26 protein-coding genes and 1 riboswitch are annotated in these 26,379 nt (G+C 38.2%); of the genes, 16 read left to right on the plus strand and 10 right to left on the minus strand.

Annotation, left to right across the window (positions count from 1 at the left end):
- Positions 1 to 109: 109 nt before the first annotated feature.
- Complete coding sequence (gene ispB, locus H4J38_RS05200; RefSeq protein WP_182130218.1) at positions 110 to 1,081, minus strand: octaprenyl diphosphate synthase; 972 nt, start codon at positions 1,079 to 1,081, stop codon at positions 110 to 112.
- 507 nt (positions 1,082 to 1,588) lie between these two features.
- Between ispB and rplU the strand changes: the two genes are divergently transcribed.
- The 3 genes from rplU to cgtA all read left to right on the plus strand — a co-directional run bounded on the left by rplU (position 1,589) and on the right by cgtA (position 3,503).
- Positions 1,589 to 1,900, plus strand: coding sequence for a 50S ribosomal protein L21 (gene rplU, locus H4J38_RS05205; protein ID WP_077285540.1), 312 nt, complete (start codon positions 1,589 to 1,591; stop codon positions 1,898 to 1,900).
- A 16-nt stretch (positions 1,901 to 1,916) separates the two neighbouring features.
- A complete protein-coding gene (gene rpmA / locus H4J38_RS05210) occupies positions 1,917 to 2,174 on the plus strand; it encodes a 50S ribosomal protein L27 (protein WP_182130220.1) in 258 nt (85 codons plus the stop codon).
- A 168-nt stretch (positions 2,175 to 2,342) separates the two neighbouring features.
- Positions 2,343 to 3,503, plus strand: a complete 1,161-nt coding sequence (gene cgtA / locus H4J38_RS05215) for an Obg family GTPase CgtA (RefSeq protein WP_182130222.1) — start codon at positions 2,343 to 2,345, stop codon at positions 3,501 to 3,503.
- A 137-nt stretch (positions 3,504 to 3,640) separates the two neighbouring features.
- Here the strand turns inward: cgtA and H4J38_RS05220 are convergent, their stop codons facing one another.
- The 7 genes from H4J38_RS05220 to moaA form a co-directional block, all read right to left on the minus strand.
- The gene (locus H4J38_RS05220; protein ID WP_182130224.1) at positions 3,641 to 4,387 is read right to left on the minus strand and encodes a HesA/MoeB/ThiF family protein; all 747 of its coding nucleotides are present in this window, start codon (positions 4,385 to 4,387) and stop codon (positions 3,641 to 3,643) included.
- Positions 4,380 to 5,594 carry a molybdenum ABC transporter ATP-binding protein gene (gene modC / locus H4J38_RS05225; protein ID WP_182130225.1) on the minus strand — a complete coding sequence of 405 codons (1,215 nt, stop codon included), beginning with the start codon at positions 5,592 to 5,594 and terminating at the stop codon, positions 4,380 to 4,382. The genes H4J38_RS05220 and modC overlap by 8 nt, the downstream gene beginning before the upstream one ends.
- The gene (modB, locus tag H4J38_RS05230) at positions 5,591 to 6,289 is read right to left on the minus strand and encodes a molybdate ABC transporter permease subunit (protein WP_182130791.1); all 699 of its coding nucleotides are present in this window, start codon (positions 6,287 to 6,289) and stop codon (positions 5,591 to 5,593) included. Before modB ends, modC begins: the two co-directional genes overlap by 4 nt.
- Position 6,290: 1 nt before the next feature.
- Complete coding sequence (gene modA, locus H4J38_RS05235) at positions 6,291 to 7,088, minus strand: molybdate ABC transporter substrate-binding protein (RefSeq protein ID WP_182130241.1); 798 nt, start codon at positions 7,086 to 7,088, stop codon at positions 6,291 to 6,293.
- Between the two features lie 23 nt (positions 7,089 to 7,111).
- Positions 7,112 to 7,642: a molybdenum cofactor biosynthesis protein B gene (moaB, locus tag H4J38_RS05240; RefSeq protein ID WP_182130243.1), complete on the minus strand. Its 531-nt coding sequence runs from the start codon at positions 7,640 to 7,642 to the stop codon at positions 7,112 to 7,114.
- Entirely contained in the window at positions 7,635 to 8,294 is a 660-nt protein-coding gene (locus tag H4J38_RS05245) for a molybdenum cofactor guanylyltransferase (RefSeq protein WP_182130245.1), read from the minus strand. The genes moaB and H4J38_RS05245 overlap by 8 nt, the downstream gene beginning before the upstream one ends.
- Positions 8,294 to 9,265 carry a GTP 3',8-cyclase MoaA gene (gene moaA, locus H4J38_RS05250; protein ID WP_182130247.1) on the minus strand — a complete coding sequence of 324 codons (972 nt, stop codon included), beginning with the start codon at positions 9,263 to 9,265 and terminating at the stop codon, positions 8,294 to 8,296. The genes H4J38_RS05245 and moaA overlap by 1 nt, the downstream gene beginning before the upstream one ends.
- Positions 9,252 to 9,407: riboswitch (molybdenum cofactor riboswitch) on the minus strand. It overlaps the preceding gene by 14 nt.
- Positions 9,408 to 9,614: 207 nt before the next feature.
- Here moaA and moeA point away from each other — a divergent pair.
- From moeA to dbpA, 3 genes are all read left to right on the plus strand, one after another.
- Entirely contained in the window at positions 9,615 to 10,850 is a 1,236-nt protein-coding gene (moeA, locus tag H4J38_RS05255) for a molybdopterin molybdotransferase MoeA (RefSeq protein WP_182130249.1), read from the plus strand.
- Between the two features lie 40 nt (positions 10,851 to 10,890).
- Positions 10,891 to 11,628 carry an alpha/beta fold hydrolase gene (locus H4J38_RS05260; protein WP_182130250.1) on the plus strand — a complete coding sequence of 246 codons (738 nt, stop codon included), beginning with the start codon at positions 10,891 to 10,893 and terminating at the stop codon, positions 11,626 to 11,628.
- A 107-nt stretch (positions 11,629 to 11,735) separates the two neighbouring features.
- Complete coding sequence (dbpA, locus tag H4J38_RS05265) at positions 11,736 to 13,127, plus strand: ATP-dependent RNA helicase DbpA (protein ID WP_404842594.1); 1,392 nt, start codon at positions 11,736 to 11,738, stop codon at positions 13,125 to 13,127.
- Between the two features lie 114 nt (positions 13,128 to 13,241).
- Here dbpA and H4J38_RS05270 read toward each other — a convergent pair whose 3' ends face one another.
- Positions 13,242 to 13,592 carry a DUF3718 domain-containing protein gene (locus tag H4J38_RS05270; RefSeq protein WP_182130254.1) on the minus strand — a complete coding sequence of 117 codons (351 nt, stop codon included), beginning with the start codon at positions 13,590 to 13,592 and terminating at the stop codon, positions 13,242 to 13,244.
- A 414-nt stretch (positions 13,593 to 14,006) separates the two neighbouring features.
- Here H4J38_RS05270 and H4J38_RS05275 point away from each other — a divergent pair, with 414 nt between their 5' ends.
- The 10 genes from H4J38_RS05275 (at position 14,007) to H4J38_RS05320 (ending at position 25,626) form a co-directional block, all read left to right on the plus strand.
- The gene (locus H4J38_RS05275) at positions 14,007 to 14,396 is read left to right on the plus strand and encodes a YebG family protein (protein WP_182130256.1); all 390 of its coding nucleotides are present in this window, start codon (positions 14,007 to 14,009) and stop codon (positions 14,394 to 14,396) included.
- A gap of 155 nt (positions 14,397 to 14,551) precedes the next feature.
- On the plus strand, positions 14,552 to 15,280 hold the full coding sequence (locus tag H4J38_RS05280; protein WP_182130258.1) for a M48 family metallopeptidase: 729 nt from the start codon (positions 14,552 to 14,554) through the stop codon (positions 15,278 to 15,280).
- Between the two features lie 677 nt (positions 15,281 to 15,957).
- Positions 15,958 to 16,323, plus strand: a complete 366-nt coding sequence (locus H4J38_RS05285; RefSeq protein ID WP_182130260.1) for a response regulator — start codon at positions 15,958 to 15,960, stop codon at positions 16,321 to 16,323.
- Complete coding sequence (locus tag H4J38_RS05290; protein ID WP_182130262.1) at positions 16,320 to 16,928, plus strand: chemotaxis protein; 609 nt, start codon at positions 16,320 to 16,322, stop codon at positions 16,926 to 16,928. Before H4J38_RS05285 ends, H4J38_RS05290 begins: the two co-directional genes overlap by 4 nt.
- 2 nt (positions 16,929 to 16,930) lie before the next feature.
- Positions 16,931 to 17,875 carry a diguanylate cyclase gene (locus H4J38_RS05295; RefSeq protein ID WP_182130264.1) on the plus strand — a complete coding sequence of 315 codons (945 nt, stop codon included), beginning with the start codon at positions 16,931 to 16,933 and terminating at the stop codon, positions 17,873 to 17,875.
- A gap of 260 nt (positions 17,876 to 18,135) precedes the next feature.
- Complete coding sequence (gene thrA / locus H4J38_RS05300) at positions 18,136 to 20,592, plus strand: bifunctional aspartate kinase/homoserine dehydrogenase I (RefSeq protein ID WP_182130266.1); 2,457 nt, start codon at positions 18,136 to 18,138, stop codon at positions 20,590 to 20,592.
- Positions 20,592 to 21,569 (plus strand): homoserine kinase, encoded by a 978-nt coding sequence (thrB, locus tag H4J38_RS05305; RefSeq protein ID WP_182130268.1) that lies wholly within the window; start codon positions 20,592 to 20,594, stop codon positions 21,567 to 21,569. The genes thrA and thrB overlap by 1 nt, the downstream gene beginning before the upstream one ends.
- 60 nt (positions 21,570 to 21,629) lie before the next feature.
- The gene (thrC, locus tag H4J38_RS05310; protein ID WP_182130270.1) at positions 21,630 to 22,916 is read left to right on the plus strand and encodes a threonine synthase; all 1,287 of its coding nucleotides are present in this window, start codon (positions 21,630 to 21,632) and stop codon (positions 22,914 to 22,916) included.
- Between the two features lie 257 nt (positions 22,917 to 23,173).
- Positions 23,174 to 23,866, plus strand: a complete 693-nt coding sequence (gene ung, locus H4J38_RS05315) for a uracil-DNA glycosylase (RefSeq protein ID WP_182130272.1) — start codon at positions 23,174 to 23,176, stop codon at positions 23,864 to 23,866.
- Positions 23,867 to 24,093: 227 nt separating this feature from the next.
- Complete coding sequence (locus H4J38_RS05320; protein WP_182130274.1) at positions 24,094 to 25,626, plus strand: aminotransferase class V-fold PLP-dependent enzyme; 1,533 nt, start codon at positions 24,094 to 24,096, stop codon at positions 25,624 to 25,626.
- Positions 25,627 to 25,737: 111 nt separating this feature from the next.
- Here the strand turns inward: H4J38_RS05320 and H4J38_RS05325 are convergent, their stop codons facing one another.
- Positions 25,738 to 26,304 carry a GNAT family N-acetyltransferase gene (locus tag H4J38_RS05325; protein WP_182130276.1) on the minus strand — a complete coding sequence of 189 codons (567 nt, stop codon included), beginning with the start codon at positions 26,302 to 26,304 and terminating at the stop codon, positions 25,738 to 25,740.
- Between the last annotated feature and the right edge of the window lie 75 nt (positions 26,305 to 26,379).

Genomic DNA, 26,379 nt, shown 5'->3' on the forward strand with positions numbered 1-26,379 from the left:
ATCGCTTTACCAGCTATACGAAGTTATTTTGAGGGGTTGTTGTTAAGCAATTAACAGTTAGCTATAAAGCTAACTGTTAGCTTTTAGCTAAGGACTATTAGCCAGTGACTTAGTGACAACGATTGGCGGCGATATGCGCCAGTGAAATCAAGGCTTGCTTGTACTCTGACTCAGGTAACATAGCTATTGCATTAATAGCTTTGTCGGCTTCTTGCTCTGCTTTTTTCTGAGTATAAACCAAAGAGCCGGTTTGTTTCATTGCGGCAAGTATATCATCTAGATGGTCCATGCCATCGCCATGTTCAATCGCATTGCGGATCATAGATTTTTGTTGCTCATTACCATGTCCCATTGCATATAACAGTGGTAAGGTAGGCTTGCCTTCGGCGAGGTCATCACCTACATTTTTGCCCATTTCTTGTGCATCAGCAGTGTAATCCATAATGTCATCAACGAGCTGAAAGGCCGTGCCTAAATGTTTACCGTAATTAAGCATTGCTAGCTCTGTTGCATTATCTTGCTTTGCAATAACAGCGGCAAGACGAGTGGCGGCTTCAAATAACTTCGCTGTTTTACAGTAGATAACTTTCATGTAGCTTTCTTCTGTGGTCTCAGGGTCATTACAATTCATTAATTGCAGTACTTCACCTTCGGCAATAATATTGGTTGCATCAGATAAAATATCCATGATTCTTAAATTACGTAGCTCACTCATCATTTGAAATGAACGTGAATATAAAAAATCACCGACTAACACGCTAGCACTATTACCAAACATAGCATTAGCTGTTTCACGGCCTCGGCGCATATTAGACTCATCAACAACGTCATCATGTAATAATGTAGATGTATGGATAAACTCTACTATTGCCGCGAGTTGTAAATGCTCTTCACCTTGATAACCAATAGCTCTTGCCGCTAATACGGTGAGTAATGGGCGCATACGTTTACCGCCACCATTAACAATATAAACACCTAATTGATTTATAAGTGCAACGTCTGAATGTAGTTTCGAAAAGATAAGATCGTTGACAGCGTTCATGTCTTGTTGAGCCAAAGCTTGGATATTTTTTATATTCATAGAGCGTAACAAGTTACCTTAATTGTGCTTTATACAAATTGAAATAAATAATCGTTCATTCTAAAGTGGTCTAAATATCTAAATATCTACATTGCTTGCAGGACCGTTCCTAGTCATCTCGGTAATTGCTCCTGCATTAGTCTAATAACTTACATCTATGCAAAAACATTGATCCATGACATTAGTAAATTCTTTAGTCGATGTAGATATCTATGCTTAGTCTGAAACAATAAACATGTGACCTTGAATATTTATTATCACTTAAAACAACTTACTTAGTTAATTCAATTAGTATTTAGTGTTAGAATACTAGTAATTTCACGGGGTAATTTTACACGAAATTCATGACGATAGAAGTTTTACAGGTGAGAAGTTTTTACTTTAGTAAAAATAATAATAAATCATTACTTTTATGCTTGCTCTAACCGATTTCTTCGCGTAGAATTCGCGCCCTATAATTTTAAATTTAAGCGTCGTCCATAGATGATGACGCAGTACGGAGTAGCTATGTACGCGGTATTCCAAAGCGGTGGTAAACAGCATCGTGTAACTGAAGGCCAAACAGTTCGTTTAGAGAAAATTGAACTTGAAATTGGTGCTGCAGTAGAATTCGAAAACGTTTTAATGATCGCCGATGGCGAGAGCATCAATGTAGGCGCGCCTTACATTGCTGGTGGTAAAGTTGTTGCTGAGGTTGTAAACCAAGGTCGCGCTGACAAAGTTAAAATTGTTAAATTCAAACGTCGTAAGCATTCACGCAAAGAAGCGGGCCATCGTCAATGGTTCACTGAAGTGAAAATTACTGGCATTAACGGCTAATTAGGAGCGATTTACAATGGCACATAAGAAAGCTGCGGGTAGTACACGTAACGGTCGTGATTCAGAAGCTAAACGCCTAGGTGTTAAGCGTTTTGGCGGCGAAGCCGTTTTAGCGGGTAATATTATTGTTCGTCAACGTGGTACTCGTTTCCACGCTGGTAGCAACATGGGTATCGGTAAAGACCACACTCTATTTGCTTTATCTGATGGTAAAGTACAATTCGAAGTTAAAGGTCCTAAAAACCGCAAGTTTGTCAGTATTGTTGCTGAGTAGTAATACGCAAACTTATAAAGCCCTGCTTTTACGCAGGGTTTTTTTTTGCAGGTAATTTATAGTTATTCGTTACAAATTGTATAAAAAATGACATTGTTCAAAACTATTTGAAATAAATCATTTATAATATGTGGCAGAAAATAAAATTTTGGAGTGTTTTAAAACACCATGAAATTCGTAGATGAAGTAGAAATTCGCGTAGAGGCCGGAGACGGTGGCAATGGTTTAGTCAGTTTTCGTAAAGAAAAGTTTATTGAATTCGGTGGACCAAACGGCGGCGACGGCGGTGATGGCGGCGATGTTTACTTAATTGCTGATGAAAGCTGGAATACGCTAATCGATTACCGTTTTGAAAAATTTCATCGCGCGAAACGTGGTGAGAATGGCAGAAGCCGTGACTGTACCGGTAGAGGCTCAGAAGATTTGTACTTAAAAGTTCCTATAGGTACACGTGCTGCAGATATTGATACTGGTGAGCAATTAGGTGATTTAACTCATCATGAGCAAAAGCTATTAGTCGCCAAGGGCGGTTGGCATGGTTTAGGTAATACTCGTTTTAAAAGTAGTACCAATCGTGCACCACGTCAGAAAACTGATGGTACCCCAGGCGAAATTCGCAACTTAAGACTGGAGTTGTTGTTGCTTGCTGATGTTGGTTTACTCGGTTTACCAAACGCAGGTAAGTCTACTTTAATTCGCAGTGTTTCGGCAGCAAAGCCAAAAGTAGCAGACTACCCGTTTACTACTCTAGTACCTAATTTAGGCGTTGTGCGTTTAGACCCTCAACGTAGCTTCGTTATTGCTGATATTCCAGGCTTAATTGAAGGTGCTGCTGACGGCGCAGGTTTAGGTACACAGTTTCTAAAACACTTAGAACGTTGTCGTATTTTATTGCATGTGGTTGATGTCATGCCAGCTGATTGTTCAGACCCATTAGAGAATGCAAAAACTATTATTGGCGAATTAGAAACACATTCTTCAGAGCTTGCTGGCAAACCACGCTGGTTAGTCTTCAACAAGTTAGACTTGTTACTTGAAGAAGAAGCAAAAGAAATTACTGATCGGGTTATTGAAGGCTTAGGCTGGACAGGTGAAGTTCGTAGTATTTCAGCCGTTAATCGCACCGGTACTGACGATTTGTGTCAAGGTGTAATGGGCTTTATTGAAGCCTTACCACCAGAAGAAGAAGCTGCACCTGTTGATGGTAAAGCTGTTGAGTTTAAATGGGATACCTATCACGAAGATACCATTGCAGACTTGGCAGATGATCTTGATGATGAAGATTGGGACGAAGATGAATACGATGTAGAAGTTGAATATCGTAAGTAAGCTTTAATCTAACCTGAGTTCAGTTTAAGCCGTCAATTATAGGTTTAAACTTTAGATCGAAAGTATTAAAGTGTGGCTTATTATTCTAAATACTAAGCCACAAGCCCACCAAAGAATTTCAAATTATACTCGTCAACTTATGTTGAGCAAATAGGGCATTTAGCCTGTTTTTTCAGGGCAAACTGCTGCCATGAGTTATTCAAACCATCAAAAATATTCAGTTGATTTGTTGCCACAGAATTACCTGTTAAATACTTAATAGCCTGTAATGCTTGCATACCACCAATAATAGCTAAAATTGGTCCTAATATGCCGATAGTTTGGCAATTGTTTTCCTGTGCTTTCTTATCTGTGGGGAATAAACATTGATAGCATGCGCTATCAGGTATATTCGGGTTAACAAACATATGTTGCCCGTCAAAGCCAGTGGCCGCGCCAATAACTAATGGCTTTTTATGTTCAATACACTTTTGATTAATCAGATAACGGGCGGTTATGTTATCAGTGCAATCTATCACCAAGTCAACTAGTGGGAAATAGTAATCAGCAAGTTCTTCATCGAGCATTTCATCAAGTATTTCGATATTTGTACTGCTATTTAGTTGCTGTAACTTCTCTGCTCCAGTATCCGCTTTATTTTGGCCAATATCTGATTCGTTAAATAGTATTTGGCGGTGTAGATTGTTGATTTCAATGCTATCGCCATCAACTAAATAAATATTGCCAACACCAGCGGCATTTAAATAAAGGCTTACTGGATTGCCTAAACCACCGATACCGACAATTAAAACACTGGCCTTTTTAAGTGCTTGCTGGCCTTGTTCACCAATGCCTTTGAGCATGGTTTGACGGCTAAAACGTAATAGTTCTTGGTTGCTAAGCATGGATTGTCTGCTCCGTATTATGATAACTATGCACGGCATTGGCTTTAAATTGAATAAATACCCTTGCTTGCGTGGTTAGCTCCATACGTATTGCTGACCATAAACTAATTTGGGCATAAAATTTTTGCTCGCCAGTTTCTAGCGTAACTAAAGCATTGGTTTTGCTGTGTTGTATTGCGATAATGTTTGCTGATAAATGATTTACAATTGAGCTATGTTCAGGCTTGGTTGTGCTGATACTAATATCGCGGGCGTAAATAATACAAGGGAGCAGTTGGCCAATTAAGCGCTGATCATTGCTTTGTTCTAATATTGGTAAATAAATGCTGTGGTTACTGCCTTGAGCTATTGGCAGTGATAGCCGCGTGAGGCCGTAATCAGGTAAGTGCTCAGCGATAATTAACGATAAACTGGTTTTAGGGCTAGTTTCTCCAAGGCTATTTAAATCGTGAATCGCTTGGTGAATAGGAGCCGAAGGACTTATTTTACCTGCTGAAACTACCACTAATTGATCGGCGATATATTGCAATTCACTCAAACTGTGGCTGACATAAAGCATAGGCAACTGAAGTTGTTGCTGAATTGCTTTTAAAATGGTCAGCATTTGTGATTTAGTAGTTTTATCTAAGGCGCTGAAAGGCTCATCTAATAAGAGTAATTTAGGCTCTGCTAATAAGGCTCTGGCAATAGACACTCTTTGTTTTTCACCACCGGAAAGCTGAGTTACATTTTGGTGTTGTAGCTTGGTTAACTGGGTTAATGTCAGTACTTTTTCAATGGTCAGTTTATGGTTGGTTTGTCGTTTAGCGCCATAAGCTAAGTTTCCATAAACGCTTAAGTGTGGAAATAAACGACTGTCTTGAAAAACTAAGCCAATTTGCCTGTTTTCAGCTTTAATAAAACACTTGTTTTCGCTGTTTTGTAACGATTTACCATTCAACGATAATTGGCCTTTTGCTCGATGTTCAAGACCGGCAATGACCCGCAGTAAGGTAGATTTTCCTGAGCCAGAATCACCATAAATACCAGTAATCGCTGAAATGCGAATACTTTGATTACTCGTTATTTCAAAGTGATTAAACGCTAATTTAAACGCTAATGTTAGCTCTGAAAGTGCAGCATCGTCACTATTGTCAATAGTTGCCTGAGTAGAACTCAAATGGTTTTGCTGGCTGCTAATAATATTCGACTTAGTCATAGTGCTCATAATTTTGTTGGCCTATGCTGCTTACTAGTAAAGTTATTACCTAATAGATAAACAAATGACAACAGTAATAATGACGCAATTAATAACCCAGCTGATAGCAAATGAGCGTTAGCGTAATTAAATGATTCTACATGATCGAATAACGCGATAGACAATACCCGTGTTTCACCAGGAATATTACCGCCAATCATTAACACCACACCAAACTCCCCTACGGTATGGGCAAAACCTAATGCGGTTGCCGTAATAAAACTGGCCTTAGTTAAGGGTAAAACAATACTAAAAAAACGATCTATCGGACCAGCACCTAGCATGGCAGCTGCTTCAAGATGCTGATCACCTAATTGTTCAAATGCTTTTTGTAAGGGTTGTACTACAAAGGGCAGGGAGTAAAGCACCGAGCCAATAACAATAGCGCTAAAACTAAAGGCTAATTGGCTGCCAGTAGCACTTTGCCATATCTGCCCGGGTAATGAGCTGGGTGAAAAAGCCAGCAGTAAGTAAAAACCTAATACGGTTGGTGGTAATACTAATGGCAAGGCAACTACAGCCTCAAAAAACACTTTGAATCGACTTTGCCATTTCGCTAAATACCATGCTAGTGGTGTACCTATTATTAGCAAGATAACCGTGGTTACCGCGGCCATTTTTAAGGTGGTAATAAGCGCGAGTAAGTCGGATGAAATATCTGTCATATTATTCATTGACCTTGCTATGTTCTTGTCTCGATTTTATGGGTAAATAGCCAAGTTGCTGTAATTTATGTTGGCTACTAACTTGTAAAATAAAATCACTGACTTGCTGAGCTAATTTGACTTGTTGGCTGGCTTTAATAATCACCAATTGCTGAGCAATGGGCTGATAATACTCAGGTGGAATAATTATCCCCTGATATTTATTTATGACCAACTGACTGTACGCCACTATGCCAAAAGGCACCGCTTGACTACGAACTTGTTGAAAGGTTTGATTGATATTAATGCCGGTGACTAATTGATTTTTTAATTGCGGCCATAGCGATAAATGTTGCAATGCTTGCTGGGCAGCCTTGCCATAGGGAGCTGTATACGGGTTTGCAATAGCTAGCTTGTTAGAATAACTCTTAAGCTCGTTTAAGCTATTTAACTGCTGAGTAGCTGACCACAAAGCAATTTGCCCAAAGGCATAAGTTTTACGGCTATTCGCAATAATTAGCTTTTCTTGCTCTAGCAGTTTTGGGCGAGTTGCATCAGCGGATAAAAATATATCAAAAGGTGCTCCATGCTTTATTTGTTGATAAAGCGTACCGGTAGCAGCGCTGATAATTTGGTAGTTAATCTTTTCTTTGTTGGGTAAGTCAGCCAATAATAATTTTAGTGTCTGTGCAAAGTTTGCTGCAACTGCTATACGAAGTGGTTTAGTTTGCTTTGACTTTTCGACAGCAAAAGCACAGCTGGCTTGTGAGGCCAGCCAAATAACAAATAGCAGGATGATTTTTTGTATTAAATTTGGCATAAGTGCTTATGGTAACGCTGATGTTATGTAAACTTTAAATGTGGAACAAAGTTACATGGTCGATGGCTTGCATCCAGTTGTTCAACAATTAATTTGTCCCAAGCTGTTTTACAGGCGTTGGTTGAACCGGGTACAGATAAAATAACTGTACTATTTGCCATGCCGCCAAAGGCGCGTGATTGAATGGTTGAAGTACCAATTTCAGCTAAAGAAATTGTTCTAAATACTTCGCCAAAACCTTCAATGTCTTTATCGAATAAAGGTAATAACGCTTCAGGCGTATTATCTCTTGCGGTAAAACCTGTGCCACCTGTAGTTAATATTACTTGCACATTATCATCAGCAATCCACTTAGAAACTATGGCACGTAATTGATAAACATCGTCTTTTGAAATTTCTTTAGCAGCGAGTTTATGACCAGCGGTTTGTAATCGTTCAACCAGTGCTTGGCCTGAAGTATCGTTGTGTACTTCTCGGGTATCTGAAACGGTTAACACTGCGATATTTAATGGTAAGAAGCCATCGCCACAATGAATAGATGAGGTACTAGACATGAGATTTCCTTTGCAAAGATAATAAATGTTGTGCCTGTTGCCATTGCTCAGGCGTATTAGTGTTAAACAAACATTGGCTGTTTTTTGGTTTAATCACATTATGTGGTATTTGCGCTAATAAGCTACGTACTGAAGGACCAGCTAAGTTCCGCTTATTGGCTGTTTTATGCGAAACCATATGTTCACTGATTAGTTTTTTTGATTTTAGCGGTGACAAAACTGATGATAAAGGTTGTTGGAAAAACTGTTCCACAAAGGCGTTAACCGGTAAATACAAGGGTAGATAATTATCAGTAAAGTAGCACGCCCGTTGGCTTAACTCTCCCACTTGCTTTAATGCTGCTAGCTCTACTGCCGTCATTAAAGGTAAATCTACGGGTAAAATTAATAGCGCTTGAGGTTTGAACTGCTGAATAATACTTTGAATACCAGCGAGTGGTCCCATATTAGCAACAAGATCATCAATACCTTGTTCTCCACCGCTGACAATAACTTGCGAGCTGCCAGCTTCTTTAAGTAAAGACTTGCTATAACTGAGCATATCTTGTTTCTCACGCTGCAAATTTGCCTTGTTTTTCCCCATGCGGGAAGATTTACCACCGGCTAAAACTACACCTAAGCAGGGTTGAAATAAAGTTTTTGTTAAACTCATTAACCGCCCAACATGGCTAGATTTTTTGTTGCGCCGGTGAGCTTCTCGTGTAAAAAATGGGTCTGTTTTTTATCTGTTAACATATTAGTGATAGCCGCTTTTAAAGGTTCAACGTCATCAGTTTGTAAGTACTCTTTTAATGATAAACCTTGCTCGGTAAATAAACATAAATGTAACTTACCTAACGAACTTATTCGTAAGCGATTACAGGTGTTACAAAAATCTTTAGAATAAGGCATGATTAAGCCTATTTTTCCGGCATATTCAGGATGATAAAACTCTTGCGCTGGCCCTGCCGCTTTGTCATTAATAACCGGTAACCAACCATCTAATATTAAGTTTTGTTTTATGCGCGAACCTTGAATGTGTTGGGCATCGAAAAATTCTTTATTATCACCCGTTTGCATTAATTCAATAAAGCGTAAGGTAATTGGTGTGTCTTTTAACCAGGCTAAATAACTGGCGATGTCGTAGCCATTATATTCACGCATTAATACGGTATTAACTTTAACATCTATATTGCCTGCCGCCACCGCCATATCAATACCTTTGAGGATATGTTTAAGCTTGTCGTGGCCAGTAATAGCGTGGAATTGTCTGGGGTCTAAACTATCAATACTAATGTTTATGGCGTCAATACCAGCATCTAACCAAGCAGGTAAGTGTTCAGGAAGTTTGTAACCATTGCTAGTGATAGCAACTTTTTTAATGCCAGGTGTTTGCTTACATCGCGCAATGATTTCAGGTAAGTCTTTACGTAAAGAGGGCTCACCACCGGTAATACGAATTTTTTCCGTACCCATAGCAGAAAACGCCGAAGCTAAGCGGGTTATTTCAGGCAGTGTAAGAAATTTTCTATCGTTATCACATTGATAACCATTGGGTAAACAATAGTCGCAACTAAAATTACATACGTCAGTGATCGATAGGCGCAAGTAGTAAAACTTGCGGCCGAAGTTGTCTGTTAACATGTCACCTTTCCAAAGTTGGGAGGCAAACAAGTTTCCTTGTTAACCCTGGCAAACTCAAAATTAAATTTGGTTTACGGCTAAAAGAGCGTGTTGGTTGCATAGCAACAAATTTAGCTAAGATAGCTCGGCGAAAAATAATATTTTATATCATATAATTATAAGCATAGTATGATTATCAACACTATAACAGATAAAGACCTTGGTTATATTAAATGACATTCAAGAATATTATTATTTTGTCAAAATTAGCTAGCTAAGTGAAGATGAGAAAATTTGAATCGAGCTTTTTTTTACTGTGCTTGGCGATACTGATAAATAGAAAAAACAAATAAAATTGGAAGAGTTTATTATGGTTGATTGTTGTTCTTCGCCGGGGTTAATGCCCTTTGAAAAAGCACTAGAAACAATGCTAGCTGCTATTACCCCGATTACCGATATTGAAAGGATTACGTTAACCGACAGCTTAGGTCGAGTCTTATCTACTGATATCACTAGCCCGATTAATGTACCACCACATAATAATTCAGCCATGGATGGTTATGCATTTGCACAGTCCAGTTTGGCAAATCAAACGCAACTGAAGTTAGCTGGCCGCTCTATGGCTGGACAGCCATATCAAGGTATTTGTGGTAAAGGTGAATGCATCCGTATTATGACAGGCGCAAAAATACCTGACGGTTGCGATACCGTAGAAATGCAAGAAAATTGTCAAGTAGCAGGCGAGAGCGTTAAGTTTTTAGTGCCACGTCAGTTAGGTGACCATGTGCGTTATGCTGGTGAAGATATTGGTGAAAATCAGGTGGTTTTTACCAAAGGTCGGCGTTTATCTGCTATTGATATTGGCGTGCTGGCATCGCTTGGTATTCAAGAGTTAACCGTGTTTCGCAAACTTAATGTTGCATTAATTGCCACAGGTGATGAGCTAAAAGCATTAGGTGAACCGCTAGGTAGCGGTGACATTTTTGAAAGTAACAGCTATGCACTAGCGGCTATGTTAAAAAATCTCAATGTTAATGTGATTAATTTTGGCGTGATTATTGATGACGAAACCGCTATTAGACAGGCTTTTATTCAAGCAGATAAGCAAGCTGATGCGGTAATTTCTTCTGGTGGTGTTTCAGTAGGTGACGCAGATTATACCAAACTCGTACTTGAACAAATCGGTGAAATTGCCTTTTGGAAAATAGCCATGAAACCAGGCAAGCCATTTGCTTTTGGTAAATTGTCCAATAGTGTTTTTTTTGGCTTACCGGGCAATCCAGTTTCCGCAATGGTTACTGCTGATTTATTGGCTATGCCGGCATTGATGAAATTACAGAATTGCCATCCAGCGCCACCAATAACATTAAAAGCCAAAACCCTGACTGATTTAAGAAAGTCACCAGGGCGTATGGATTTTCAACGTGGTGTGCTTTCTTATAACAATAACGGCGAGTTAATAGTGGAAAGCACCGGCAGCCAAGGTTCAGGTATTTTAACCAGTATCGCGTCGGCAAATTGTTATATTGTTTTACCTGCTGAGCAAGGTCGAGTTCCGGCCTTCGAAACGGTTAATATTCGCTTGTTTGAGCGATTTTTTGCTTAATTACCCAAGTGAAATAGTTCAAAATGGCAGGGTATAATACGTGTTGAAAACTATTTATTTTATTCCTGGCACTATGTGCGATCAGCATTTATGGTTGCCTGTATGGAACTTGCTGCGTGAGAAATTTCATGAAGATTACCAGCTAATATCTTTGGTGATTCCGAGCACTGGCTGCATGGATGAAGTCGTCAGTACTTTATCTGACCAAATAATTGAAAATAAGGCGATATTAGTCGGTTTTTCACTGGGCGGCTATATTGCTAGTGCCATCGCGTTAACACTGGGAAATAAACTTAAACACTTATTGATAGTGTCTAATTTTCCGAAAGACTTACCTTTAGCAGAAATTAAACAACGAAAACGTACTATTGACTGGATAAATCAACGTGGCTATTCGGGTATTCCCAATAAGCGTATTGATGATTTACTACACCCAAATATTAAGCAATTTAACGCTCAGGGCTATCAGGATATAAAGCAAGTTATTGTTGCCATGGATAAAGAACTTGGCGTTGACGCCCTATTGCATCAGCTCAGTGTTTCTATGCATCGACCAAATTTATTACCTTTATTAGCACAATTAACCTTACCTATTACTTTTCTTGTTGGCGACGAAGATAACTTAGTTGATCTTGTTTCACTGAAACAAGATTTGAAACAAGAGCAGCAAGGGCTAGATCATATTATGTTACAGGAAGTTGCCAATACTGGGCACATGTTACCTTTAGAATCACCTCAAGCTTTAACTACAATGCTGATACATTTATTAACTAGTTAACCTACTTTTCCTAAACTTAAAAGTTACTAAGAATATAATTGCTTAAAGCTGTGTTTGCGCGAGCGAAAGCGTGTAAAATAGCGACAATTATTTTTTACGTTAGGACTTTGACGTTGAGCGACAGCAAATTTTCATCACTTACCTTGCAACCGGCAATTTTAGAAAACCTCTCATCAATGGGTTACCATGAGATGACAGAAATACAAGCTAAAAGCCTACCGGCTATTTTAGCGGGGCAAGATGTTATTGCTCAAGGTAAAACCGGCTCTGGCAAAACAGCGGCATTTGGTCTTGGCCTTCTGAATAAACTACAAGTTAAAAAGTTTAGAATTCAAACCTTGGTACTTTGCCCTACCCGCGAATTAGCCGACCAAGTGGCGAAAGAAATCAGAAAACTGGCAAGAGCGGTTCATAACATTAAAGTGCTGACTTTATGTGGTGGTACGCCGTTTGGCCCACAAGTAGGTTCATTGGAGCACGGCGCACATATTATTGTTGGTACGCCGGGGCGAATTGAAGATCACCTAGGACGCGGTACCTTGTCATTAGAACATGTGGATACCCTGGTTTTAGATGAAGCCGATCGTATGCTCGATATGGGTTTTCAAGCCGCTTTAGATAACATTGTTGCTAAAATGCCAAAACAGCGACAAACGTTGTTATTCAGTGCTACTTTTCCACAACAAATTCAAAAAATAGCGAATAGTTATTTACAGACACCTGCAGTGATAAAAGTAGAATCAAGCCATGAAAGTAGTACTATTTCACAGCACTTTTATCAGGTGGAAAATGATGAAGATCGCCTAACTGCTATCCGATTACTACTGCTAACCCATCAGCCTGAGTCGAGCGTAATATTTTGTAATACCAAAATAGAAACACAGAATGTGGCGAACAAATTGGCTGCTTATGGTTTTGGTGTTGTCGCATTACATGGTGATTTGGAGCAAAGAGACCGTGATCAAACATTAGTACGATTTTCCAACAAAAGTGCCTCAATACTAGTTGCGACTGACGTCGCAGCGCGTGGTTTAGACATTGAAGCGCTTGATGCGGTATTTAACTATCATATTGCGCATGACAGCGAGGTCCATATTCACCGTATTGGTCGCACCGGTCGTGCAGGTAGTACAGGTTATGCATTTTCATTATTTAATAAAAAAGATAGCTACAAAATTGGCTTATTGGAAGATTATTTAGAGCGAACTATTGAAGGCGAAGAGTTACCGAGTAGTGATGCTTTAGAGCGCAGTATATTCACGCCAAAAATGACCACATTACAAATTGACGGTGGTAAAAAACAAAAAGTCAGACCAGGTGATATTGTCGGTGCACTTACCGGTGAAAATGGCATAACATTTGAGCAAGTAGGTAAAATTCAACTAGGCGCTAATTGGGCATATGTTGCCGTAGACAAAACAGTGGCTAGAAAGGCGTTAAACAAATTAACTCATGGCAAATTAAAAGGCCGTACTTTTAGGGTTAAAGAATTAAAGTAAGCATATTATAAGTTTAATTTTTTACGCTAGACACAGAAGAATCTTAGGTACTCAACTGTAAAATTGAGCGCCTAAGATGTTGATAAATTATTTTAATGTTCTCCTCCTTAGATGCTATAACTGAAAGTTAACATTGATTTTTTCAACTGCTGCAATATCAATAATATTAACATTACCGCTAACACTACGCTCTAAACGTGCTGCAGTTTTATTTGCGCCATATTTTTCGGCAAAAGTGATAATATCATCACCGTTACACATAACTTTCATTGCGACTGTTTTGTCACGCAAATTATAAGACTTAGCTACTTTTTGAAACTTAGTGACGCTGTTAGTTAATGTAGATTTACAAACGTCAATCAGGGCTGTTTCTATATATTTATCCATGGCATGACTATTAAAGCTTACAACTGACAATATTGAGCAAGTAATAGCAGCGGTAGTTAATGATTTTAATGTGTTCATTTAATTCTCCAATTAAAAGTGTATTTGTACTGTGTACACAATAATAGTGGCGCATTAATGATAAAAAGTTGTAAAGAAGTGATGACTAAATGTAACAGTTAATCAGCAGTAATCTTAGGGGATACCTTAGCATTTAATTGTTTTTATTTAATAAAACGTTATTAGTAAATGAATTTGATGACATTAACTTTTACATCTATTGATATTCTTAGAAATAGTAAGGCAAAGTAAGGTTATATATCGTACGATAGACAACATAAATATGTCGCTAACCAATAATATATTTTGGTGATTTAAGTAAATCAAGGTATGATACTGTCAATATGTACAGTTGTTGTTAAAGTGATATATGCATATTTTTGATGCATCATAGTAATGATTCGAGTTTGGTCAATAGTAAAATAAGGGATAACAATGGCAGTTGAAAGTCGATTTGTCGTCATAAGACAAGGTGTGGAGGTAGAAACATTCATGGATAAAAGAGCCGCAGATGAATACGATAAAATGCTCGATATGGCAGATAATTTATCTGAGATGTTTGAACACGCACCTGTTGAGCTTTCTGAAAGTATCCGTGAAGAACTTTGTGTTTATTTAGCACAAAATCGAGAGGAAGTGCTTATCGCTTTACAAGCAAAAAAAGCTAAAGTAGTGAGTAACAAAGCTACCGTTTCAAGTCCTAAAAAGACTAAAGACGAAGTCGATAACTCTGCCGAAGTTGTTGAAGCTGATAGCGTTAAAGTAACAACCGAGAAAGTGAAAAAAGTTAAAGCACCTAGCAAAGCTAAGACTGCTGTAGCTTAGTTGATACTTGATCGCACTTAAGCGTGAAAATATTTTATCAATAACTTTGCTTCTCAGCACTGTCGTTATGTTGTAATAAATCGATAGTTTTATTTGTACAAGTTTGGCTAATTAATTTATCAACTTGGTATGAGTTAATTTATTTTGGTGGTGTTTTGGAATATCAGCTGATAAGAAGTTCGCGTAGAAAGACCATAGCGTTACAAGTAAGTAATGCACAAGTTATTGTCAGAGCACCGAAATTTGTTAAAACTGCCTATGTCGAAAAGCTGATACAATCTAAATTGCAGTGGTTACAGCAAAAAGTTGCAGAACAAAAAGAAAACCTCGTATTAAATCCTACTTTTACTCAACAACTTTCTAGTGAAAATACCCATAATAAACCATCAGTATATATTGATGGTTTGCCACACAATATTATTATTGAATTTGGCAAAAAAAATGTTATTCAAAATAAGATAGAACAAAGTTTAACGGTAGTACTTAACCCGCGTTATAAATCCAATGAATTGCACTCAGAAGTTATTATTACGAAAGTAAAATCGCAAATTGAAGGCTGGTTTAAAGAGCGTGTTGAAGATTATATTGAGCAACATCTAGTGGCTTTTTCACAGCAAATGTCTTTACATGCATCGTCATTTAAAGTGAGAAAGTATAAAGCACGTTGGGGGAGTTGTAATAGCCGTGGTGAATTAAGTTTTAACTATTTATTGAAAATGCTGCCCGCTTGGGTGATTGACTATGTCATTATTCATGAACTTTGCCATCTTGAGCATATGAACCACTCGACAAGTTTTTGGCAATTAGTTGCCGCACACTGTCCTGAATATCAAAGTGCCAAACACTGGATGCAACTTCACCAACTCTATCTAAAATGGTCGTAATCGTTCGACAACACCGCTATCTCTAATGAAAAGCTCGTATATCATATTTACACCTCTATTATTGTTTGAAAAATAACTTAGTTGGCATAAGACCTGCTTGTTAATTCTCTGCTTCTTCAGTAATTTTAAAATAAAAAAACAATAATAATTAAAACGTCCGATAACAGCATTATTTTTCAATGGGTTGTTAAAATCGGGTTAAGGCGGAAAATATGAAATTAACTCACTACAGTTGGAAAGCGACAAGTATTTATCTATTGTCTGCGGCAATATCATTAACCTTAATTGATTTATTAATAAGCTTATAGTTATTAGGACAAATGCTTATTATCAGATCTGCATTTTTTTTTGCAGAAAAACCTGATAATAAGCAAGCTGATATACAAAGAAGATAATTACTAAAATGATTAAAAAAACTTAATTGTTTTGGCAAAATTTATATAAAATACTATCATTTCAGTTTCTTCAAAACGATTAACTAATCTAGTTTAGGCCAAGTTTATTTTTATATCTCACTTCTTGCAAAATCTTCAAGTATCAAATGTGAGGAAAATCCGCATTTTTAAACGCTAAAATAGAAAAATAATGTCGTTTTTATCAGCATTAGTAATTAACAGCAGCACAAAATTAATGTAAATTAGACTTTAATAAAAAAAATAATTAAGGATTAGCATCAAATGAGTACAAATGTTCTTATTTGTGATGACTCTAACTTAGCCAGAAAGCAAGTACTTAGAAGCCTTCCCGAAAGCTTATCAACAGATGTGCAATTAGCCAAAGATGGTCAAGAAGCACTAGAGATTTTACGAAGACAAAGTATTGATATTCTTTTTCTCGATTTGACTATGCCAATTATCGACGGTTTAGGTGTTTTGCAAGCTTTGAAAGATGAGGGCATTCAATTGCCTGTATTTGTTATTTCTGCCGATGTGCAGCCTGAAATGCAAAGTCGAGTTCTGGGCTTAGGTGCAAAAGCATTTTTGCGTAAACCTATAGCATTAGATACATTAAATGAACACTTGAGAAATCACGGTTTCCTATGAATGCATTTGACTTAACTGAAGATCAACATGACTGTTTGCAAGAGTTAATTAATGTCGCAATGGGACAGGCGAGCGATCAGCTTGCGCGTTATTTAGATACCTTTGTATATTTAAAAGTTCCTAGCATAGAGCAAGTAAAGGCAGAGCACTTGTTCGATACCCTGAATAATGATTTAAAAGCAACGGCCGTTGTTAGCCAAGGTTTTTTTGGTTACGAAGGAATCCGTGGTGAAGCATTATTGATGTACCAACCTCAGGATTCAAATCGATTGGCTGATCTTCTAGGCTATGAAGCGGATGAGTTGACATTTGATGAACAAATTATAGATTTAAGTTCAATTTTAACCACGACATTTCTCAATGTTTTTGCCAGCCAAATAGATAATCAAATGTCGTACAGTGCTCCTAGGCTTCTGTCTTCAAGTTTAGATAAAATAAACCAGCACTTGAAACAGCAATCGTTTAATTGGGATTTTGCACTAAAAGTTAGGATCAGTTACCAAGTGACAGATTATTCATTTAATTGTGATATGGTGCTATTAATTCCTGAAGAAGCTATTACTAACATTAAAACTGTTATTGATCGTATATTGGCAGACTTTTAAGTATGTTAGATGCACTTTGTAGTAACATTTTAAATCGCTTGAACACCGGAATATTGATTTTAGATAAAGATTTTAATATTCTTATGTGGAATCGGTTTTTAGAAGTGCATGCCAACAAAAGCGACAAACAAGTTATTGGCAAAAGTATTTTTGCTGTTTTTCCTGAGTTACCTAGAAAGTGGTTTGAACGTAAACTATCGAGTGTTATCCAATTAAAAAGCCAATCTTTTTGTGGCTGGGAGCAACGCCATCACCTGTTTGAACTTTCTCATTCACGCCCGATAACAACTGATAGTGATTTTATGGCGCAAAACTGTACTTTCTTACCTGTTGAGGTAGAAGGAGAAGTTGAGCGTATTTGCATCTTAATTGAAGATGTTACTGATGTTTGTCATTATCAAATGCAATTAAATAAAGTCTTGCAAGCACTAGCGTTGTCAAATCGTATAGATGGCTTGACACAAGCATTCAATCGCAAGCATTGGGAAGAGTGTTTAGCCGCAGAGTTTTCTCGGGCACGGCGCTATAAACAAGATCTTTCATTAGTTATGTTAGATTTAGACCAGTTTAAATTGTTAAATGACACCTTTGGTCATCAAGGTGGTGATAAAGTGTTAATAGAGACAGCTAAAGCTATTAATGAACTACTACGTATGGGCGATTTATTTGGCCGTTATGGTGGCGAAGAGTTTGCCATTATATTACCTAATACCAATCTAGCTGGCGCTGAAGATGTTGCAGAGCGTATTCGTCAAACCATTGCAAACAACGCTATAGACTATAAAGGGCGAAGTGTCAGTGTAACTGTTAGTATTGGTGTTGCGGTTATTGACGAACAGGATTCACGCTATGAAGACTTAATTAGTCATGCCGATATTGCATTGTATAAAGCGAAAAACAATGGACGTAATCGGGTTTGTGTAGCCGAAAAACGTAATATCTTATGAATATTTTTATATAATATTCATTCTTCCTAACTTTTATGCATATACTAGTTTGTTTTATTCATAAAAATCAGTTGACAGAAAAATCCATATCAGGCACTTTATAGCCTATGAATATTTTACTTCGCCGAATCATTATTATTACTATTACCACCCTCACCGGGATGGTGGTCATCGGCTGACGTGTAAAATTTAGCAATTTTATAAAGCCCGTGACCTTTAAGGTTACGGGTTTTTTTGTTTTTAGGGTTTAAGGAGTAAAAATGCGTGTATTAAAATTTGGTGGTTCCTCTTTGGCTTCAGGCCAACGCTTCATTGAAGTGGCGAGTATCATCAAAAATAAAAGTCAGTCGTCTCGTCTTGCTATTGTTGTTTCTGCACCGCAAGGAGTGACTAATCACCTTGTGGCGATGGCAGAAAATATTTCTAATGAAGAAAAGTTGAAAAGTGACTTACTGCATTTTAAACACGCTATTGAAAATATTATTAACGACTTATCAGCCACATTGCCTGGTTTTTGCCAACAACATAGCGAACAAGTGCTAGCTACTTGGGAGCATCAGTTAAGTCGATACTTGCATGGTGCAACTTTGCTATCGTTTTGTCCTGAGCATGTTCGTGCTCGTATTATCAGCATAGGAGAGCGTTTAAGTGTGGCACTATTGCAATCGGTACTGTCATTTGATGATATCGCAGTGAGTGTTATTGAGCCCGAGCGATTTTTACGCACCAATGATGTTGCAATGAATGCCGTAGCAGACCTAGTATTATGTAAAGAAAGATTCCAGCATGTTTATAATGAACTCAACTCGATTGCCCTTATGCCTGGTTTTATCGGTGTTGATAGCCTCGGTAATGTAACAACCTTAGGTCGCAATGGTTCAGATTATTCTGCGGCTGTGTTAGCGGTATGTAGTGAGGCAGAGTATTGTGAAATTTGGACTGATGTTGACGGGGTATATAACGCAGACCCTCGCTTAATAAAAGAAGCACAATTATTAGATTATTTATCTTATCAAGAAGCGATGGAGCTATCTTATTTTGGCGCGAGTGTTCTTCATCCAAAAACTATCGGACCTATTGCTCAGCATCACATTCCTTGTTTGATTAAAAATACCGGAAATCCTGATGCACCAGGTACGCTGATTGCGAACGAAAATGATCAGCAAAAGCGTGTTAAAGCGATTTCAAATTTAGATGACTTAACCATGGTTAATGTTTCTGGTCCGGGCATGAAAGGTATGGTTGGTATGGCGAGCCGTGTTTTTGCTACTATGAGTCGTGAAAATATTTCTTTAATCTTAATTAGCCAATCTTCAAGTGAATATTGTATTAGTTTTTGTATTTACTCATCTGATGCAGGTAAAGCCGAGCAAAGCTTACAAGAAGAATTTGAATTAGAATTGTTGAACGGTTTGTTAGAGCCGTTAACGCTTACTCATGAATTATCAATTGTGTCGTTAGTTGGTGATGGTATGCATCATCAACAGGGTGTTGCGGCTAAATTTTTCAGCTCACTGGCGCAAGCACGTGTGAATGTTGTTGCCATAGCGCAAGACTCATCAGAGCGCAGTATTTCTGTAGTTATTGAAAGTAGAAAGTGTACTGACGCTATGAAAGTTAGCCACCAAAACTTCTTTTCTCACAAACCAACGATTGATGTGTTTTTGGTTGGCTGCGGTGTTGTCGGTAGTGAGCTACTCGCGCAAATAGCCCGTCAGCAGGCAAAGCTTACAGCAGATAATATTTCACTGAAAGTTTATGGCTTGGCTAACAGTAAAGGCATGGTATTTAACAGTGAAGGTATCGATGTTGCTAATTGGCAAGAAAATTTAGATCAAGAAGCCTTACCGGTTAACGTTGAAAATATTAAAAACTTTGTTCGTGCAAATCATTTAATTAACCCAGTTTTAGTTGATTGTACTTCTAATGAAGCACTAGCTTTGCAATATGTTAATTATTTAGAAGCTGGTTTCAATGTTGTAACACCGAATAAGAAAGCAAACACAGATTCTTGGGCTTATTATCAAGCATTACGGACGGCAGCTCAAAAAACTAACCGTCGCTTTTTATATGAAACAACGGTTGGCGCTGGCTTACCGGTTATTGATACTTTGCAAAATTTACTGAAAGCCGGTGATGAACTCGTACGCTTTGAGGGTGTATTATCAGGTTCTTTATCCTATATATTCGGTAAACTTGATGAGGGTATGACTTTATCTCAAGCAACAACGTTAGCCAAAGAACAGGGCTTTACTGAACCAGATCCTCGCGATGATCTTAGCGGTATGGACGTTGCGCGTAAATTACTTATCATGGCTAGAGAAGCGGGTATGCCGTTAGAGCTAACTGACATTGAAATCGAACCCGTCTTAGCAGATTCATTTGACGCTAGTGGCGACGTAGCAACCTTTATGAGTAATTTACCTAAGTTGGATAAGGCATTCGCTGAGCGTATAACTGCAGCTAAAGCAGAAGGTAAAGTGTTGAGATACATTGGTAATATTGTTGATGGAAAATGTCAGGTGGCTATTGAAGCTGTCGGCGTAGATCATCCTCTCTATAGTATTAAAGATGGCGAAAACGCGTTAGCGGTTCATAGTCGTTATTATCAACCGTTACCTTTCGTTTTACGTGGTTATGGCGCTGGTGCTGCAGTTACCGCAGCGGGTGTTTTCGGTGATGTATTAAGAACATTAGCATGGGAGCAGCAGCACTAATGAGTGTATCAGTATTTGCACCAGCATCAATTGGCAATGTTAATGTCGGTTTTGATGTTTTAGGTTTAGCGGTTAAGCCCGTTGACGGTACATTATTAGGTGATGTGGTTACTGTTACGCATAGTAATAGTGGCGACCAATTAGAAGTTACGGGTAATTTTGCTAATAAGTTGCCAAGTGATGTTAAGCAAAATATTGTTTGGCATTGTTTACTGCTGTTTAATAAAGAATTATTTGCCAGCAAACAAGCTATTGCCGAAGTAAAAATAACCTTAGATAAACGTATGCCAGTGGGCAGCGGATTAGGCTCTAGCGCCTGTTCAGTCGTTGCTGCAATTGCCGGTTTAAATGCTTTTTATGAAAAGTACCATCAGTTTAGCTTTTCGCAGCAAGCACTGTTAAAAATGATGGGACAAATGGAGGCGCAAATTAGTGGTAGTCTACACTATGATAATGTTGCACCTTGCTTTTTAGGTGGTATGCAGTTAATGGTGCCAGACCCAGATATAATTGCCCGTAATTTACCGCAATTTGAAGATTGCTATTTTGTTATGGCATATCCAGGGATTGAAGTATCAACCAAAGCGGCAAGAGATATATTGCCAACATCTTATTCGCGTGCAGATTTGATTAGCTTTGGACAGAATTTAGCGACTTTTGTCGACGCTTGCCATCGCGGTGATAAGGCACAAGCGTTTTCGGTATTAACCGATATCGTCGCTGAACCTTATCGCCAATCAATTTTGCCGGGTTATAGCGAAGCGGCAAGTTATTTAACCCAAGAGGGGTGCTTGGCTGTCGGTATATCCGGCTCAGGCCCAACGCTTTTTTGTGTTACAGACGATGAAGTAAAAGCTAAAAAGTTTGTGAGCTGGTTGAGTGACAATTATTTACAAACATCAGCGACTGGCACAAGTGAAGGATTTGTTCATCTTTGCCAAGCTGATACTCAAGGTGCTGTGAGTTTGCCTGAGTAAGTTATTCGTTCATCTTGCTTTAAGTAAGCAAGGTGAATAAACCCGATATAGGAATTGAGTGTGAAATTTTATAATTTAAAAGAAAAAGATGAACAAGTCAGCTTTGCTGGTGCTGTAAAGCAAGGTTTAGGACGTAATCAGGGCTTATTTTTCCCTGAAGAATTACCACGTTTTGATAATATTGAAGCCTTACTTGCGCTACCAATGGTTGAGCGCAGCGTTAAAGTACTTTACCCGTTTGTTAGTGAAAATTTAACTGAAGCACAGTTGACTGAAATTGTGACTGATGCCTTTAACTTTCCAGCGCAAATACAACCTATTAGCGAAAAACGAGCGATATTAGAATTATTCCACGGACCAACACTTGCTTTTAAAGACTTTGGCGCTCGCTTTATGGCTAAATGTTTACAAGCGTTCAATGAAGATAAAAAAGTCACTATTTTAACAGCAACCTCTGGTGATACTGGCGCTGCGGTAGCACATGCTTTTCACGGTATTGATAATATTGATGTAGTCATTTTATATCCGAAAGGAAAAATAAGTTTATTACAGGAAAAAATGTTTACTACCTTGGGCGGGAATATTCGTACTATCGCGGTAGAAGGAACGTTTGACGATTGTCAGTCGCTGGTTAAACAGTCGTTTGATGATAAAGAACTCAGAGAAACTATCGGATTAAACTCAGCTAACTCTATTAATATTAGTCGTTTGTTAGCTCAAATTTGTTATTACTTTGAAGCGGTTGCGCAGCTTTATCGTCAAAAAGGTAATGATGCTTTAAAGGATATTGTATTTTCTATTCCAAGTGGCAATTTTGGTAACCTAACCGCTGGGCTTTTTGCTAAAGCGCTAGGTTTACCTATTAAACGCTTTATTGCGGCAACAAATGCTAACGACACAGTACCTCGCTACTTGCAAACCGGCGAATGGACACCTAATGAGACAGTGGCAACTATTTCTAATGCCATGGATGTTAGTAATCCAAATAACTGGCCACGCGTAGAGCACATGTTAAAAACCGGATTAGTTGACCAAGATTGTGTCAGCTCAGTATCAATTGATGAAGAGCAAACACAAATGGCTATGATCCAATTGGCAAAACTTGGCTACATAAGTGAGCCTCATGCGGCCGTTGCTTACAGAGCATTGCAATATAATGTCACTGATACTGAATTTGGTGTGTTTTTGGGCACGGCTCATCCAGCAAAGTTTAAAGAAATTGTTGAAAGCACTTTAGGCCAGCCGATTGGTTTACCAAAAGAGCTTGCCGATTGCGCGAGTGAAACTATTTTATCAACCACGAGTTCAACTGACTTTGCTGAGCTTAGAGCTTACTTAATGGCTTAGTAAACTCGCACGTTAGCGTAATATTATGTTCATTAGAAAAGGCAGTTTTTACTGCCTTTTCTATGTACAGGAAGTACGGAATGCCAAGTTCACATGGTCACTATTAGCCATTCTTGGCTTCTCGGCATTAATGCATTCATGCACATCGAAGTAAGGTCAGTTTTTTTTCAGACAAAACTAAGTCTCAACTTATGACATTCATACTGTAAATACCGCATAATATACTCACGATATTAAATACATGATTTGCAAAAAATATGGCTAAGCTAAAACCTCAGTGGCAAAAAATAATTGCCTATGAGCAACAACAGGACTACTTCCAAAAACTATCAACAGAAATTGCTCAACAACGAACTAATGGCGAAGTAGTGCTTCCGCTTGAAGAAGATGTATTTGCGGCTTTTTCTACTGTTGATTTGTCAGATGTTAAAGTGGTTATTCTAGGTCAAGATCCATACCACGGTTTGGGTAAGACAGGTGAGTCACAAGCGCATGGTTTGGCTTTTTCGGTGCGCAAAAGTATTAAAGTACCACCGTCGTTGGTTAATATATATAAAGAACTCACGCAAGATATAACTGGCTTTACTACACCCAATCATGGTTATTTGTCTGAGTGGGCGCAGCAAGGTGTATTATTGCTTAATACCGTACTCACCGTTAAACAAGGCCAAGCGCATTCTCATGCGAAATTAGGTTGGGAAACGTTTACTGATAAAATTATTACTGAAATAAATCAACACAATGCTGGCTGTGTATTTTTACTCTGGGGTAGTCATGCGCAGAAAAAAGGCAAAAATATTGATCAGCAAAAACACCTGGTATTAAATAGTCCTCATCCATCACCACTTTCGGCTTACCGCGGGTTTTTCGGCTGCCAACATTTCTCAAAAGCTAACCTGTGGTTACAAGCGAAGAATAAAAGCGCAATCAATTGGCAAGTAAGTGACTAACGAAGGGTAATTAATGTTGGTGATTAAGAAAATTATTTCACTTAATGAAGCTTGATGAAATTTATTTTCAGAAACTACTGATAATCCCACGTTAAAGGTTAATTAATTTAATTATCGTTCGTATTACGAATTAAAATTGCTATTAACAGTGTTTTACTGGTTTTATATTGCGCAATGTTCACCTAATGATAGTATGTTTTTATTGTAGATAGTTAAGAGCATAACGTATGTCATTAGAAGATTATTTTTTACCTTTTCGGCACCATGTCATAGGGCATAATTTACAGCATAAAATTAATGGTCACACACTTGATATTATTTATGCTGATTGGACAGCCAGTGGACGTTTATATCAACCTATTGAAGATTATCTCACCATTGAACTAGGCCCTTATGTTGCTAATACACATACTGAGACTAATTTAACGGGTAGCGCCATGACTCAAGCCTATCACGATGCTCAGCATGTGATTAAACGTCACGTAAATGCTTGCGATAATGATATATTGATCACTGCAGGTGCAGGTATGACAGCGGTGGTAAATAAATTCCAACGTATTTTAGGCTTACGAATTCCTGAGCGCATGCAAGCGCAAGTAGCGTTTTCAGAAAATGACAGACCAGTAGTTTTTATTACCCATATGGAACATCATTCTAATCAGACGTCTTGGTATGAATGTGATGTAACCCTTGAAATTGTTGATCCAGATAGCAATGGTTTGCCTTCTTTAGAGCACTTAGCGCAATTGCTAGAAAAGTACCAAGATCGCACGGTAAAAATAGGCTCATTTTCTGCCTGCTCAAATGTTACGGGTATTAAAACCCCTTACTATCAATTAGCAGAAATTATGCATCAACATGGCGGTTTATGTTTCGTCGATTTTGCAGCTTCAGCACCTTATGTTGATATTGATATGCACCCGAGTAATCCTAAGCAATCGTTAGATGCGATTTACTTTTCGCCACATAAATTTTTAGGCGGCCCGGGTAGCTCAGGGGTATTAGTCTTTAATAAAGCGCTCTATAAAAACAAAGTGCCAGATCATCCCGGTGGCGGTACGGTTACCTGGACCAACCCTTGGGGTAAGCATAGCTTTTTTAATAATATTGAAATGCGTGAAGACGGTGGCACGCCCGGTTTTTTACAATGTATTAAAACTGCATTAGCGATAAAGCTAAAAGATGCCATGGGTGTTGAAAATATTCAGCAACGTGAAGCAGAAATAACCCGCTACGTTATGGTAAATCTAGCTAAAAACGAACAGGTTGTGATGCTTGAACCTAACATTAGTGAGCGTTTGGCTATTGTTTCGTTTTATGTCCCGGGCGCGCATTATAATTTAGTGGTTAGGTTACTTAATGATAAGTTTGGTGTGCAAACACGTGGTGGTTGTTCATGTGCGGGTACTTATGGGCATATTTTATTAAATGTTGATCAAGATACTTCGTCAAAAATAACTCAGCAAATAGACTTAGGGGATTTTGCCGAAAAGCCAGGCTGGATAAGAGCTTCATTCCATCCGACAACATCGGATAAAGAAGTCGCTTATGTAGTGGATGCTATTAATCAAGTGACTGAAAACTTAGCCATCTGGAGTAAAGAATATCGCTTTAATCCTGCTTCAGGTGACTATGAACATTGTAAGCTAGACGTTGAGTATCCAAATTTATCTAACTTTAAAGCGTTGCCAGAAACTGCGCCAATGACTATAGATAAAGCCGGAGAAAAATTTTCGATATTACGAAAAATTTTTGGTTAATTGTTATAGCACTTGCCGCTATTAGCATAGCTAATAGCGTGTAAAAAATTGATTCTTATAATTAACCTGAGTTCGCGGCAATAAATATTCAAACATCAGACTAAGTCATTTTTACTCAAAAACAATCATCATTTCGGCGGCTTCGCAATGACAGTCATGATGACATATCGGACAATCATAGCCAGCTAAGCTGATTTCATGCCAACGGTCAGGGTGGTTTTTAATTAATATACCACCGCACTTGGTAAAATATTTTACTGCACTATTACCGGGGCTTTGTTTCCATAAGTGGCTAATGCCTGCAATAGCACCTTGCTGTTTAGCGGCAACAATTGAACGCTTTAATAGTTCGCCACCAATGCCATGGCCACGATAGTTCTCATCAACGGTATTACATTTAAAATAACAAACTTGCTCAGTCGGCACTGACCAGAGTTCAGTAGAACACCATTTGTCTACCTGCCATTGTTGAGCTGCATAAGTAATTCTAAACCCAACCAGTTTTTCATCATGATAAACGACAAAACCTGCGTTGATACCATTTTTAAGTCCTTTTTTATACCAAGCTTGCATGCTAGTTTGATCTATATAGCCTGCACCATGAACCTCGGTAGCTAAGCGAATAACAGAGTCAAAGTCAGTAGGCGTTAATGATTGATAGTTAAGCGTAATGCTCATAATGTTGTTTTTACTGAGTTAGTTATTACAGTATTGTACTGTTTTTTCTGCGATACTTTAAGCGCGCTAGTGCTT

The sequence above is a fragment of the Colwellia sp. BRX10-3 genome (genome assembly GCF_014077505.1).
Lineage (GTDB): Bacteria > Pseudomonadota > Gammaproteobacteria > Enterobacterales > Alteromonadaceae > Cognaticolwellia.